The sequence below is a fragment of the Streptomyces spectabilis genome, from assembly GCF_008704795.1.
GTDB classification, from domain to species: Bacteria; Actinomycetota; Actinomycetes; order Streptomycetales; family Streptomycetaceae; genus Streptomyces; species Streptomyces spectabilis.
Genome location: NZ_CP023690.1, coordinates 8,454,163 through 8,466,874, shown reverse-complemented (window position 1 = coordinate 8,466,874; position 12,712 = coordinate 8,454,163). Strand labels below are relative to the sequence as shown.

Here is a 12,712-nt window from a genome sequence, read left to right as displayed (position 1 = left end):
CGTCGGCAACTCAACCGTGGGACTGACGACATGAGTTGAGCGCGGGTCTACCATCCCCCGATGCAGGTGAGATCGGTATGGTCCGTGCCCGTTCAGCGGATCGTCTTCGCCGTGCTCGCCGCCGGGGTCGCGGTGAGCGGAAGCGTCGCGGGGCACGTGTACCACCCCGAGGGGTGGGAGCCGTTCGACGCGTGGGCGTATCTGCTCACCGCTCTGGTCGCGCTGCCCCTGGCGTGGTGCCGCTCGGCACCGGTGGTGGCCCTCGCCGTCTCCTGTACGTCGTACGTCGGATATCTCGCGCTCGGCTACCAGCCCTCGCTGAACTGGTGGGCTCCGATGATCGCCCTGGTGAGCGTGGCCGCGTTGCGCGAGCCGCGCGTGTCGTCGGCCGCGTCGGTGCTGACCGGTGCCGTGATCCTCTACAACGGGGTGTGCGGGCGCCTCCCCGTCCTCTTGGTCGTCGCCCAGGGGATTCTCATCCCGGCGATCGGCCTGGCCTTCGGGTACGCGATGCGCCTGGTCACGCAGCGCAATCGTGAACTGCGGCGGTTGAGCGCCCAGTTGGCGAACGAGCAGGCAGCGCACGCGCGCAACGCCGTCCTTGGCGAGCGGGTCCGCATCGCCCGCGAACTGCACGACGTCGTCGCCCACCACCTGTCGGCCATCTCCGTGCAAGCCGGCCTGGCCGCGTACGTCTTCCACACCGACGGAGCGACGGCACGGTCGGCCCTGTCCGCCGTGGCGGACTCCAGCCGGGAGGCCCTGGACGAGCTGCGGCGCCTGTTGTCGATGCTGCGCGTGGACGACCGCTGTGACGACGTGGAGGGCGGTGCGCCCCGGCACGCTCCGCCCGGACTCAGCCGGGTCGGCGAACTCGCCGAACGGCTCAAGGCGGCCAACGTGAACGTCACCGTCCACACCCAGGGCACCGTCCGAAAGCTGGCCCTGGGCCCGGACCTGTGCGCGTACCGCGTCGTCCAGGAGGCGTTGACCAACGTGGTCAAGCACGCGGCGCCCACCAGCGCGTACGTGCACATCACCTATGAGCCGGAGCACGTGATGGTCGCCGTGCTCGACGACGGAAGGTCGCCCGGTGGCAGCCATGAACCGGCCATTTCGGCACCGAAGAGCGGCTACGGCTTGATCGGGATGCGGGAACGGGCAAACCTCTGTGGGGGTTCGCTGTCCGCCGGGCCGCGGCGTAAAGGGGGGTACGAAGTCCGGCTCACCCTTCCGACCAGCGCCGCGCCGACAGTGTCTGACGCACCGGACGGCGGCGGACCGTAAGGGGGAGATCGTACATGACCAGTGTTCTCGTTGTCGACGACCAAGACCTGATCCGGGCGGGAGTGGCCGCGCTGGTGCGTGCCACGCCCGGCTTCACGTCCGTCACGGAGGCCGCGGACGGCGAGGAAGCCGTGTCCCTGGCCGAGCGGCACCGGCCCGACGTCGTGCTCATGGACGTCCGTCTGCCCGGCATCAGCGGCCTCACCGCGGCGGAGCGCATCCTCGCTCTCGACCTCGTTCCACCACCGCGTGTCGTCGTCCTCACCACGTTCGACGTGGACGAGTACGTGTACGACGCGCTGCGCATCGGCGCCTGCGGCTACCTCCTCAAGGACACCCCGCCGCAGCGCCTGCTCGGCGCCATCGCCACCATCGCCGGTGGCGACGCGCTGTTCGCGCCGACGGTCACGCGCCGTCTCATCGAGGCGTACACGCCCCGTCCGGGTGCCGCGCTGCGCCGACCCGAGCAGCTGGCCGAGCTCACCACGCGCGAACTCGACGTCCTCACCCTGGTGGCACGGGGCCTCACCAATGACGAGATCGCCGCCGGGCTCTTCCTCAGCGAGGGCACGGTGAAGACGCATCTGCACCGGATCATGTCCAAGCTGAGCCTCAAGAGCCGCGCCCAGGCCGTGGTCGTCGCGTACGAGAGCGGGCTCGTGGTGCCGGGTTCCGCGTAGGGCCTATCCGCCCGGCCTCCCACCCGGCTACTGTCAACTGCCGCTCAGGTTTACCCCGGTTACGTGCTGGGTTGACAAGCGACGTCCAACGAGCGCAGGACGCGCACCACGTGGCCCACGCCCTAGGTTCTCGTGTCGAGCACACAACCAGAAGGCAGAACAAGGGGGAATCACCGTGCGCACATCACACGCATTGACGGGCCTCGCCCTGGGGGCCGCGCTCGCCCTCGGAGGTACGGCGGTGTCGGCCCAGGCGGCCACAGGCTCCGCGAGCCGCGGCGCGGCCCTGGCCGTATCCGACCCCGGCACGACGTACCAGAGCGGCGGATGGTGCCACTACAGCAACTGGGGCGGCAACTTCTACTGCAACAGTCAGCTCAAGCACAAGCTGCCCAACGGGCAGTGGCAGGTCTTCGTCATCGGCACGAACCGGCAGGCGTACACGAAGTGGGGCTCCGGAAGCGGAACGAGCGGCTGGACTTCGCTCGGGGGGACGTGCACGCAACCCGGTAACCACTCCATCGACATGGCCTGGGCCAACGGGTGGAACTTCGCCATCACTTGCAAGGGGACCGACGGAAGGGCCTGGTACAAGGAGCGGTTCAACGGCGGCAGCACCGGAGGTGCCCCCGGGCACTGGAGCAATTGGCGCCTGAACAAGTACTGAGGACCTTCCGGGCGGATCCGGGTGGCCCGGAGGTGTGATCCCTCCGGGCCACCCGGCTACGGAACGAAGCCATCGCCTCGGCCGTGGAGTCCCGCTCGGACACCAGCCGCGAAACAGGTCGCGGGCACGCTACTTCTCCACGGTGTAGCGCAGCTGCGCGAAGCCGCCGCCGACGTCGGTGGCCGAGTCCAGGCGCAGCGGGACGTCCTCGGTCAGCTCGCCGAAGAGGCGGTGACCGGCGCCGATCAGGACGGGAGCGACGCTGATGATGAAGGCGTCGACACGTCCGGCGCCGATGAAGCTCTGGACGAGGCGCCCGCCGTCGGGGTAGACGTGCTTGATCCCGCGCTCGTCGAGGTCGGCGACGAGGCTGTCCATGTCGCGGTAGACGGTGACGCGCGGGTCGGTGTCCTCGGGAAGGGTGGTGCTCAGGACGCCGACGTGGCGGTCGCCGTAGTGCCAGTTCTCCTCGCCGAAGCCTATGACCTTGTCGTAGGTGTTGCGCCCCATGACCACGGCGTCGACCGAGCCGAGGAACTCGAAGAAGCCCAGGTCACCGGCGCGCTCGCCGCGCGAGGTCAGCCATTCGATGTCGTCGTCGGGGCGGGCGATGCAGCCGTCGAGGCTGGTGCCGATGAAGACGGTGGCGGTGAAGGTCACGGGGTGCTCCTCAGCAGGTGTTCGAGGTCGTCGTGGAGAAGGGCGGCGGGGTCCCCGTCGCCGGTCAGGGCCCACCGCAGCAGGGAGCCGTCGGTGGTGATCTGAACGGCGCGCGCCAGGCGCGGCACGTCCGTGCCGGAGGGGAGTTCACCGTCGGCGACGGCGTCGGCGAGCAGCTCTCGCAGCGCCGTGTCGACCGCGCGGGTGTGCTCGGCGGCGTGGACGCGGAACTCCGGATCGGAGAGGTCGAGCTGGAGCATGGCGAGGTGGTTGGCCATCTCCTCGGGGGTGGACAGGTGACCGGCGAACTCGTCGGCGACGGCGTGCAGGGCCGCCAGGGGCGAGTCGTGCGCGGCCCGCGCCCTCCGGTAGGGCCCGGCGGCATCCGCGGCGGCGCCCGCGGCGAAGGCGAGCAGCAGACCCCGCTTGGACCCGAACCGCTGCGACAGCGTCGCCGGGGAGACTCCCGCTTCGGCGCCGACGTGCGCCAGGGTGAGCTTGCCGGGCCCGTGGGCGCCGATGGCGCGTGCGGTGGCGGCGAGGATCTGAGTGTCACTGGTAGCGCGTGGACGTGGCATGGGTTCCTCCTCTCGAAGTCGACCCTACCACGTTAATAAATGGCGGTTCATTTATTAAGAGAGTGGGCTTCCACCGCGAAGTCCTGCGGGGTGCAGGGGCCCAGGCAGGGTCGCCGGTGGTGGCGAACGCGACCCAGGCGCCGTGTACCCGCGCCGCGAGTCCTGGTGGGGCGGGGTCGGGGCCGAGCAGGCGGGTGTCCCCGTGCAGCCAGGGTTCGTCGGCGATGTCGAACACGAAGGGCAGCTCGACGGTGTGGGCCGCGCCGAGGCGCCCCTCCAGGGCCGTCGAGCGGTACCCGAAGGAGTAGACGTGCGTGCGGCCGCCCGAGATCCGCGCGTGGGCCCGCGCCATGCGCGTCGTACCGGACTCGAACAGGGCCTGCCCGAGCAGGGCGGAGCGCAGCTCGCCCGGTGTTCCGTCCGGGCGTGCCGCCCGGTGCCTGGCGAGGGCGGCCTCGGGGTCCGCGTGCACACGGGTGGCGACGGCGAGTACGTCGGCTCCCGTGGTGGACTCCAGGTCGCCCTGCGGTACGAGGTAGAGGCGCCCTTCTTCGGTGTTGGTGCCGATGAGCAGGTCGACGTGTCCGGCCGGACCGTCGGCGAGGGCATCGGCGGGCTGGACCGGCAGGACCAGGCTGAACAGGCTGAGACCGGCCAGCGGGTCCATGGCGGTACTGGTACGCAGGTCGAGGCCGGCCAGCGCGGGCAGAACGGCCAGGAAGCGCTCGTCCGGGATCGCACCGAACGCCTCGGCGGTCGGTGCGACGCCCAGCGCGGCGGCCGCCGCGGTGGTGACTCGTCGGGCTTGTTCCGGGGTGAACGCGCCGGTGCCGTTGCCGCTCTGGATGATCGCTCGCTGGAACAGCCCCTCTGCCTCGGGTGTCGCGAGCAGCGCGCCGGTGAGCGTGGCGCCCGCGGACTGACCGAAGACCGTGAGGTTGCCGGGGTCGCCGCCGAACGCTCCGACGGTGTCGTGTACCCATCTGAGCGCGGCGAGTACGTCCAGCAGTCCGCGGTTGGCCGGAGCACCCGCCAGATCGAGGAACCCGGGGATGCCCAGACGGTAGTTCACCGTCACGAGGACGATGCCGTCGCGGACGAAGGCCCTGCCGTCGTAGAGCGCGGCGCGGTTCGAGCCGGTGACGAACCCGCCACCGTGCACGAAGACCATGACGGGCCGCCTGCCGCCGTCGGCGGCGGGCGTGTGGACATCGACGGTCAGGTACTCCTCGCCGGGCACCCAGCCGGGCCCGAAGTAGGGGGCCATGTCGAGCCGGCCGAAGTCGCGGACCGGCTGGGGAGCCGTGGGCGAGGGCCGCGTGGCGTCGCGGACACCGGACCAGCCCGGGTGAGGCGCGGGCGGGGCGAAACGGCCGGCGCCGGTCGGGGCCGCCGCGTAGGGCAGGGCGCGGTAGCGCTCGCCGGACCCGTCACGGAGGCCGCGCACGGCGCCCGCCGGGGTTTCGACGACCGGATCTGCCTGTCGGGACAAGGGGCGCACTTCCATTCGGGCTTTCGGGCTTTCGGGCTTTCGGGCTTTCGGGCTTTCGGGCTTTCGGGCTTTCGGGCTTTCGGGCTTTCGGGCTTTCGGGCTTTCGGGCTTTCGGGAGAGGGTCGTCAGGAGACGCGGGAGAAGCCCGCCCACTCCTTGATCGCGAACTTCGAGCCGCTGCGGGCGACCTCCACGGCGCCCTGCCCGCCGAAGTGCGCAGGGAAGACGAGCGCGTTGCTCTCGGCGGCGCGCCCGAGCAGCTCGCGTCGGGTGGCGCGGGACTGTGCCGGGTCCTCACAGAAGCAGGAATTGGTGTCCGGCTCCGCGATCTGCAGCGCGGTGTGCACCAGGTCCCCGACGAACAGGGCACGTTCACCACCGGATTCAAGGGTGAGCACGGACGAGCCGGGAGTGTGCCCGGGAGCGAGGTCGAGACGCAGGTTCTTGTCGATCCGGTACGTCCCGTCCCACAGGTGGGTGAGTCCCGCCTGGTGGACGGGCGTGACACTGTCCTCGAAGACGTTCTGGTTCCCGCGGCCCAGGACGGTCCTGTTCTCGTTGGCCGGGTCCCAGAAGTCGAAGTCCCGCCGGGGCATGAGGTACGTGGCGTTCGGGAAGGTCGGCACCCAGGACCGGCCGTCGAGGCGGGTGTTCCAGCCGACGTGATCGATGTGCAGATGGGTGTTGACCACGATGTCGACGTCCTCGGGACGCACCCCGGCGGCGGCCAGGTGGTCGAGGTAGTTCGTGTCCAGGCGGCTCCACACGGGCGCGTAGGGCCGGTCCTTGTGGTTGCCCACCCCGGTGTCGACGAGGATCGTGCGCCCCTCGCTGCGCACCAGCCAGGTCTGGATCGCCGTACGACAGTCGTCCTCCTCCGGGTTCCAGAAGTCGGGTGCCAGCCAGTGGCGGTGCTCCTCCCACGACCCGCGCGGGCTGTCGGGGAAGAACTGGCCCGGAGACATCCGCGACGAGCCGTAGAACTCCTTGATACGGCTGACGGTGACGTCGCCGAGCGTGATCTGCTTCGGACTCTGATCCATGTGGGCCGTCCTCGGGTCTGAGATGCGTTGCCGAACGGGACCGAGCCTGGACGCGCGGACGGGCACGCACCACACCCTGGTTGTCCCACCCCTCACAGGGTGTGGCTGGGGCCGGGCCGCGCACCGAATACTGGGGGGATGAACGGACCCGGCCCGCTCGGCACCTTCCTCCAAGCCCGACGGGCGCGGCTGCGCCCCGAGGACGTCGGCCTGCGCGACCTCGGCCCCCGCAGACGCGTGGCCGGGCTCCGGCGCGAGGAACTGGCCCAGCTGGCGGGCGTCAGCGTCTCGTACTACGCACGGCTGGAACAGGGCCAGTCCCGCGGGGCCTCGGCCGAGGTCCTCGACGCGATCGCCCGCGCCCTCCAACTCGACGACCACGAGCGCGAACACCTCCACCGCCTCGCCGACGGCGCCCGCCACACGCCGCGGCCGCGCCGCCCGCGGCCCGAAAGGCTGACCGCCGAAACCCGCGACCTCCTGCGCGCCGTCGACGGCGTCCCGGCGATCGTGCTCGGCCGCCGTACGGACGTGCTCGCCTGGAACACCCTCGGACATGCCTTGCTGGCCGGCCACCTGGACTTCCGAGACCCGGACGACCCGGAGCGACGCCCGAACATGAGCCGGATGCTGTTCCTGGACCCGCACTGTCAGGAGCTGTACGCGGACTGGAAGCGCAAGGCACGCGCGGTGGTGGGCAACCTGCGCATCACCGTAGGCAGGAACCCGGAGGACCCACTTCTCGCGGAGCTGATCGGCGAACTGTCCATGAAGAGCCCGCAGTTCGCCTCCCTGTGGGCCGATCACCGTGTGGCACCGTGCGATGCCGCGGCCTACGAGCTGCACCATCCTCTCGTCGGCACGGTGACGGTGACACAGCAGACACTGTCGATCGCCCGCTCACCCGAGCAGACGCTCATCGTGTGCACCACCCCCACCGGCTCCCCATCGGAGGAGGCCCTCGCGCTGCTCAGGCAGACGAGCGATACGGCGAGCCCAGCGGGCCCCGTCGTAGCCATTCACCTCGCCGAAGCGCATGCCCGTGCCCACCCGTTGAGTCGGTGTGGGGGCCCAAGCGGCTTGGGGGAGGTTCCTTGCTGATGTGTGGGGCCGGTTTCGTTGCTGGGGCATGGCCTGTTCGACATTCCCCCCTGCCCTGACCACAGCCGCCTGTACCCTCGCTGCGGTGGACTGCTTCGCCTATGCCGAGATTCGAATGTCCTCCCCGGCTGCCATCGACCCTCTGAGCCCGGCCGAACGCCCGGCTGAGGGCGGCCCCCGATGACCGCTTCAGAGAACGCACCGCTGGAAGCGAGGACAGCAGACCATGTCTCTGCCGTCCTGCTGGAACAGCTGGCCGACAAGCTCGGCGGCCGGGCCCCGGGCACCGTCGTGTTCGGCGAGCCCATCGTGAGCCAGGACGTCACCGTGATCCCCGTGGCGCGCATCGGATTCGGCTTCGGCGGCAACACCGGCCAGGAGGCCGGTAGGGACACCGTGGTCGGCGGCGGGGCAGAAGCGAGGCCGCTCGGCTTCATCGAGATCAAAGAGGGCAAGGCCACGTACAAGTCCATCCGCGATCCCTGGGTGAGCGTCCTCGTGCCACTGACGGGCGGCCTCCTGGCCGGGGCTGCGATCCTGCGCTTCCTGGCGCGTCGCGGGAGGCGCTGAATCAGGGGCGTTCGGGGATCCGGTGACGTTGGTTGCGTTGGGTAGGCGTCCCTTGGGAGGGACTCCGCTGGGAGGGACTCCACGCCCAGAAGCCTTCATGGTGAGCTGACCGACGATCAGCGGCGCGAGTCGCACGCGTTGCTGGCTCGCCGCGTTCTGACCGCCTACACCCGCCAGCGTGCCGAGTGCATCCGCTTCCTGGATCGCGGCAGGTCCGTATCCGAGGTCGCTGACCTGCTGGAGTGTCATCCGGTCACGGTCCGTGCCGCGGTCCACCGCTTCGCGGAGGGCGGGGTCGAGGCGCTGCCCGATGCCCCTCGCTCAGGTCGGCCGGCAAAGCTTCTGGGACCGGACGATCGGACCGGTGGGGATCACGTGGAGTGCCCCGGCTCCGTGCGACTGGCTGCAGGCCGAGCGCGGGGTGGAGATTTCTGCGGACTGGCTGAGCGAGCTGCTGCACCGCGAGGGTTTCCGCTGGAAACGTACCCGTGACAGCGTGCGGCACAAGGCCGACCCCGTCCTCCAGCAGACCGCCCGGGCCCAGCTGGAGGACTTGCGGCCTTGCGGCAGGCCGCACACGCCGGAGTATGCGACCTGGTCTTCCTGGACGAGTCCGGCCTCGCCCCGACAATGCCCACCGGCTACACCTGGCCGCGCATCGGCCGCCGGGCGGTAGTGCCACGTGAGGACACCAGAAACCGGCGGGTCAACGTGCACGGCGCGCTGGGGTTCGTCTGCGTGCGGCTGGCGGGCCTGGGCGGTGGAGCGGCCGTGCTGGACCTGGCCGCCGACGGCCTCGGCATCGATGTGATGCCGGTCTGGGAACGCCGCAGGCGGTGCACAGTCGTGCTGGACAACGCCTCGGCGCACGTGGCCAAGGCGTTCAAGGGGCGCCGCCGTCAGCTGGCGAAGATCGGGGTGGCGCTGTTCCATCTATCGCCATATAGACCGGAGTTGAACGACATCGAGCTGGTCCGGCGGCAGGCGAAGTACGAGGGCTATCCACAGCGTGCCCGGACCAGCACTGGCTCCCTCGGCAAGGCCGTCGACGAGGCCATGGCCCAGCAACGAGACCGGCTCCACACATCAGCAAGGAACTTCACCCAAGCCGCTTAGCCCTCCCCCGTACCCGGGGGTGTGCACCAGTGCGCCCGGCGCCTCTCCTGACCGAGGCTGAACCCGTCGTGGATCAGCCGGACTTGAGGGAGAACGCACCATGGCAGTCGCCAGAACCTCGTATCGCCGCCGCTACGGTCACCGCCGAGTCACCACCGCCGTCGCCGTCGCCCTCGCGATCCTCGCCGGGGCGGGCGTCGCCGGGGCCGGCCCCGACCCCGGCCCCGCGTCACGGACGTCCGCCGCGTCCTCGTCCGACGCCACCTCCCGGCGCGGCACCCTGCTCTCCGCCGAGCGGCTCTACACCCTCGCCTCGCCCGAGGACTCCGCAGCCGAACTCACCGCCTCCGGTTACGATCCCGGCGCCGCCCGCCACGGCGTGGACGCGTACCGCCTCCTCTACCGCACCGTGGACGCACAGGGCCGACCCACCACCGCCAGCGGCCTGTTCACCCTCCCGCGCGGCCTCCACGGGCGCCTTCCCACCGTCTCGTTCGCCCACGGCACCGGAGTCCACCGCGTCGACGCTCCCTCGATGCAGCGGAAGGTCTTCCTGACCGGCCCCTCCGTCTCGTACGCCTCCGCGGGCTTCGCGACCGTCGCACCCGACTACCTCGGCATGGGCACCGGCCGCGGCACACACCCTTGGATGGATGTGCCGTCCGAGACGACGGCTTCCCTGGATCTGCTCCGGGCCGCACGCCGGTTCGCCCCGCGCACCGGACGCACCCTGGACCGCGACATCCTGGTCACCGGCTTCTCCCAGGGCGCATCGGCCGCCCTCGGGCTCGGCCGGGCCCTCCAGGCGGGCGAGGACCGGCACTTCGGACTCGGCGCCCTCGCCCCCGTCAGCGGGGCCTACGACTTCGGCGGCACGCAGATCCCGGCGCTGCTCGCGGGTGACGGTGAGCTGGAGCCGAGGTGGGGCATGGTGTACGCCGCGTACACCCTGGTCGCCTTCGACCGCGTCCGCGACGTGTACGACGACCCGGACGAGGTGTTCCGCGACCCCGCCGTGGCGGAGCTGTTCGACGGCGTGCACACCGGCCCGCAGATGCTCGGCGCGCTGCCCCGGACACTGGACGAACTGCTGACGCCGTACGGGCGCGATCTGCTGGCCCACCCCAAGGGCGGCCTCGCGGCCGGGCTGCGGGTGACCGACAGGGTGTGCAAGGACTGGAAGGTGAAGGCCCCGACTCGGCTGTACATGGCGCGGGGCGATGAGCAGGCGACCGTCCGGAACACGGCCCGCTGCGCCGCGGCCTTCCACGCCGGCGGCAGTGAGGTGTCGGTCGTCGACCTCGGTGCCGTCGACCACCAGACGTCACGGCACCTCGGCTCGAACGTGCGGGCGACGGCAGAGGTGGTGCGCTGGTTCAGCACACTCCGGACACTCCGGCCGGGCAACGCCCGATAGCCGTCTAGCGGCGGTGCGTCGGAACGGAGCCTCCGCGTGCGTGGCCCCTCGCCCGTCACGCCCGATGCCGTTGCGGGGAGAGACATGTGAGGCTGCTGCGGTACGACTAGTCACCCCTTCGGGGGGTGGGGTGCTTGGCCGCGATGACCTGCGGGGAGAGGGAGCGTGCACAGCGCCCGCCACCACTCCTGGAGGATCCACCGACATGTCTCGCCGAACCGCTCCGCTCGCCGCCGCGATCGCCGCGGCCGTCCTGTCGGCCGCTGCCCCGGCGTCCGCGGCGCCCGCACCGGAAAGGTCACGGGGGGACGTCTGCTTCTACACCGAACCCGGCTACGCCGGGGCGAGTTGGTGCTACCGGCCGCCGGGCTATGCCGACGTACCGGCACCGCTGCACGACAACGCAGCCTCCTTCGAATCGAACGCCGACGTCACCGTCTATGCCATCGACTGGGTCAGGCCCGGTGAATGCCTCTACCGAACGATCTGGACGGGCGACCGGAGCACCAACTGGGAGTGGCGCAACAAGCTGGACGCCGTACAGAGCGTCCGGCCCACCGACTGCCGGCCCGGCTGAGCCCGGCCCTTGACCTCGGACTGGTTGTCCTTCGCGTAGGGGGGCGGGTGACGGCGAACGCGTCCTGAGCGTGATGCCGGACCAGGCGCCGCCGCTGCCCCCGCTGCGACGACGCGCGCAGAGCAGAGGAAACGGACGATGAGGCGATGGGTGGCGACCCTGGCCGGCGCGGCGGTGGCGGCGAGCCTGCCGCGCTGGCTGCCCCAGGTGGTCGTCAACGCGCGGGTGCGCGTCTTCACGGCGGTCAACGGGCAAGAGGGCATCGCGGTGCCCGGTGGCAGCGTCGGAACGGGCCGAGTGCTGCAACGGTGCCTGCTGTGATTGCTGAGCAGGTTTGTCGTCGATGGTTTCGTGGGTGGGGACGTTGCTGATGTCAGGCTGTGGGCGGGTGAGCTGGAGCGGGTACATGAGCGGTTCGCGCACCGGTTCAGCAGGTCGGAGCCGCAGGAGTAGGCGCTGAGCCCCTATGCGCGGGCTGGTCGCTCCGCTGGAGCGGAAGAACGGCTGGACGCTGGCGGAGGAAGCCGCACATGCGGGGCCGGACCGGCTGCACCGGCCGCCGAACCGGATCGAGTGGGACGCCGACGAGGTCCTTGAGGACGTGCGCGGTTATGTGGTCGAGAACCTCGGTGACGAGGAGGCCATGCTGGTCGTGGACGACACCGGCTTCCTGAAGAAGGGCACCGGCTCGGCGGGCGTGCAGCGGCAGTACTCCGGCACCGCAGGCCGCACCGAGAACTCCCAGAACGGGGTCGGCTTCGCCACGAAGGCGGCCCTGGCCAAGGCCATGGTCCCGCGGGCCATCACGGACCGGAGTCCGTTCGGCTGGATGACCGCGGATGCCGCCTATGGCTTCTCCAAGGACGGGCGGTTCGAGCTGGAGCAGGCGGACGTCTTCCACGTGATGGCCACCACCCGGCACGACACCGTGGTCACCCGCTGGGCGATCGACCACCCCGTCCATGACCTGTCCCGTCCTGACACGGCAGAGGTGGAAGCGCCGCTCGCGTGGCGACGGCGCCCACGGCCGACGCGTTGATGACTGGGCCCGGGCGCAGGTGCGGCCCTGGCACCGGGACGACCGCCGACACTGGGTGCTGACCCGCCGCAGCGTCCGCCAGCCCGAGGAGATCTCCTACTACATCGTCTGCTGCCCGGCCGACACCACGCTGGACGAGGTGGTCCGCGTTGCGGGCAGCCGGTGGGCGGCGGAGGAGTGCTTCCAGAGCACTGCTCGAGCAGTCGCTCGGCCTGATCCGCCGTGAACTGCCGGTACGGGGCAGCGCATGTGCTCCACGATCCCACCCGCACCTGGCTGCGCATCCGTATCGCTCAACTTGACGTAGTAGTCCTTGACGAAAACCCCGGCATCGATCTGAGAGATCTCCAGGGCATACACGAGGCCGCCGGACAGCGGGCGTTCGTATGCGCGGTGCGGGGCCCTGGACAGCGAGAGCCAGGATGCCGTCGGGTACCAACGCGTCGTGCACGTGAACCGGCGCCCTGACGTTGTCCTCGTCGTCC

Annotated in this window: 14 protein-coding genes and 2 pseudogenes; 12 read left to right on the top strand and 4 right to left on the bottom strand. The window is 70.7% G+C overall.

The features are described from left to right. The first annotated feature begins 60 nt into the window (after window positions 1-60). From CP982_RS36030 to CP982_RS36020, 3 genes are all read left to right on the top strand, one after another. On the top strand, window positions 61-1,287 hold the full coding sequence (locus tag CP982_RS36030) for a sensor histidine kinase (protein WP_150514301.1): 1,227 nt from the start codon (window positions 61-63) through the stop codon (window positions 1,285-1,287). A 14-nt stretch (window positions 1,288-1,301) separates the two neighbouring features. After that, window positions 1,302-1,967: a response regulator gene (locus tag CP982_RS36025; protein ID WP_150514300.1), complete on the top strand. Its 666-nt coding sequence runs from the start codon at window positions 1,302-1,304 to the stop codon at window positions 1,965-1,967. Window positions 1,968-2,142: 175 nt separating this feature from the next. Beyond that, the gene (locus CP982_RS36020) at window positions 2,143-2,634 is read left to right on the top strand and encodes a hypothetical protein (protein ID WP_150514299.1); all 492 of its coding nucleotides are present in this window, start codon (window positions 2,143-2,145) and stop codon (window positions 2,632-2,634) included. 129 nt (window positions 2,635-2,763) lie between these two features. On the opposite strand, the gene CP982_RS36015 is transcribed toward CP982_RS36020, so the two are convergent. From CP982_RS36015 to CP982_RS36000, 4 genes are all read right to left on the bottom strand, one after another. Beyond that, on the bottom strand, window positions 2,764-3,294 hold the full coding sequence (locus CP982_RS36015; RefSeq protein ID WP_150514298.1) for a dihydrofolate reductase family protein: 531 nt from the start codon (window positions 3,292-3,294) through the stop codon (window positions 2,764-2,766). Next, window positions 3,291-3,872: a TetR family transcriptional regulator gene (locus tag CP982_RS36010; protein ID WP_150514297.1), complete on the bottom strand. Its 582-nt coding sequence runs from the start codon at window positions 3,870-3,872 to the stop codon at window positions 3,291-3,293. The genes CP982_RS36015 and CP982_RS36010 overlap by 4 nt, the downstream gene beginning before the upstream one ends. Then, entirely contained in the window at window positions 3,847-5,364 is a 1,518-nt protein-coding gene (locus CP982_RS36005) for a carboxylesterase/lipase family protein (RefSeq protein WP_150514296.1), read from the bottom strand. The genes CP982_RS36010 and CP982_RS36005 overlap by 26 nt, the downstream gene beginning before the upstream one ends. 125 nt (window positions 5,365-5,489) lie before the next feature. After that, window positions 5,490-6,407 (bottom strand): MBL fold metallo-hydrolase, encoded by a 918-nt coding sequence (locus CP982_RS36000; protein ID WP_150514295.1) that lies wholly within the window; start codon window positions 6,405-6,407, stop codon window positions 5,490-5,492. Window positions 6,408-6,545: 138 nt separating this feature from the next. Between CP982_RS36000 and CP982_RS35995 the strand changes: the two genes are divergently transcribed. From CP982_RS35995 to CP982_RS35955, 9 genes and pseudogenes are all read left to right on the top strand, one after another. Beyond that, window positions 6,546-7,508 carry a helix-turn-helix domain-containing protein gene (locus CP982_RS35995; protein ID WP_150514294.1) on the top strand — a complete coding sequence of 321 codons (963 nt, stop codon included), beginning with the start codon at window positions 6,546-6,548 and terminating at the stop codon, window positions 7,506-7,508. Between the two features lie 180 nt (window positions 7,509-7,688). Then, a complete protein-coding gene (locus CP982_RS35990; protein WP_150514293.1) occupies window positions 7,689-8,078 on the top strand; it encodes a GerW family sporulation protein in 390 nt (129 codons plus the stop codon). 138 nt (window positions 8,079-8,216) lie between these two features. Continuing rightward, window positions 8,217-8,414 (top strand): annotated as a pseudogene (locus CP982_RS43295) (helix-turn-helix domain-containing protein); the annotation flags it as partial. Further along, window positions 8,389-8,754, top strand: a complete 366-nt coding sequence (locus CP982_RS43290; protein ID WP_150514292.1) for a winged helix-turn-helix domain-containing protein — start codon at window positions 8,389-8,391, stop codon at window positions 8,752-8,754. The pseudogene CP982_RS43295 and the gene CP982_RS43290, both read left to right, overlap by 26 nt. Then, the gene (locus CP982_RS35975; RefSeq protein ID WP_170316565.1) at window positions 8,640-9,194 is read left to right on the top strand and encodes a hypothetical protein; all 555 of its coding nucleotides are present in this window, start codon (window positions 8,640-8,642) and stop codon (window positions 9,192-9,194) included. The genes CP982_RS43290 and CP982_RS35975 overlap by 115 nt, the downstream gene beginning before the upstream one ends. A gap of 100 nt (window positions 9,195-9,294) precedes the next feature. Then, window positions 9,295-10,611: an alpha/beta hydrolase family protein gene (locus CP982_RS35970; RefSeq protein WP_212669204.1), complete on the top strand. Its 1,317-nt coding sequence runs from the start codon at window positions 9,295-9,297 to the stop codon at window positions 10,609-10,611. 205 nt (window positions 10,612-10,816) lie between these two features. After that, window positions 10,817-11,188 (top strand): hypothetical protein, encoded by a 372-nt coding sequence (locus CP982_RS35965; RefSeq protein ID WP_150514290.1) that lies wholly within the window; start codon window positions 10,817-10,819, stop codon window positions 11,186-11,188. A 138-nt stretch (window positions 11,189-11,326) separates the two neighbouring features. Next, window positions 11,327-11,509 carry a hypothetical protein gene (locus CP982_RS35960; RefSeq protein WP_150514289.1) on the top strand — a complete coding sequence of 61 codons (183 nt, stop codon included), beginning with the start codon at window positions 11,327-11,329 and terminating at the stop codon, window positions 11,507-11,509. 30 nt (window positions 11,510-11,539) lie between these two features. Then, window positions 11,540-12,444, top strand: a pseudogene (locus CP982_RS35955) (IS701 family transposase); the annotation flags it as partial. Window positions 12,445-12,712: the final 268 nt, after the last annotated feature.

Bases quoted from the DNA above. Each gene is read 5' to 3' on its own strand.
- CP982_RS36030 (WP_150514301.1), top strand. From the start codon at position 61: ATGCAGGTGAGATCGGTATGGTCCGTGCCCGTTCAGCGGATCGTCTTC.
- CP982_RS36025 (WP_150514300.1), top strand. From the start codon at position 1,302: ATGACCAGTGTTCTCGTTGTCGACGACCAAGACCTGATCCGGGCGGGA.
- CP982_RS36010 (WP_150514297.1), bottom strand. From the start codon at position 3,872: ATGCCACGTCCACGCGCTACCAGTGACACTCAGATCCTCGCCGCCACC.
- CP982_RS36000 (WP_150514295.1), bottom strand. From the start codon at position 6,407: ATGGATCAGAGTCCGAAGCAGATCACGCTCGGCGACGTCACCGTCAGC.
- CP982_RS35995 (WP_150514294.1), top strand. From the start codon at position 6,546: ATGAACGGACCCGGCCCGCTCGGCACCTTCCTCCAAGCCCGACGGGCG.
- CP982_RS35990 (WP_150514293.1), top strand. From the start codon at position 7,689: ATGACCGCTTCAGAGAACGCACCGCTGGAAGCGAGGACAGCAGACCAT.
- CP982_RS43290 (WP_150514292.1), top strand. From the start codon at position 8,389: ATGCCCCTCGCTCAGGTCGGCCGGCAAAGCTTCTGGGACCGGACGATC.
- CP982_RS35970 (WP_212669204.1), top strand. From the start codon at position 9,295: ATGGCAGTCGCCAGAACCTCGTATCGCCGCCGCTACGGTCACCGCCGA.
- CP982_RS35965 (WP_150514290.1), top strand. From the start codon at position 10,817: ATGTCTCGCCGAACCGCTCCGCTCGCCGCCGCGATCGCCGCGGCCGTC.
- CP982_RS35960 (WP_150514289.1), top strand. From the start codon at position 11,327: ATGAGGCGATGGGTGGCGACCCTGGCCGGCGCGGCGGTGGCGGCGAGC.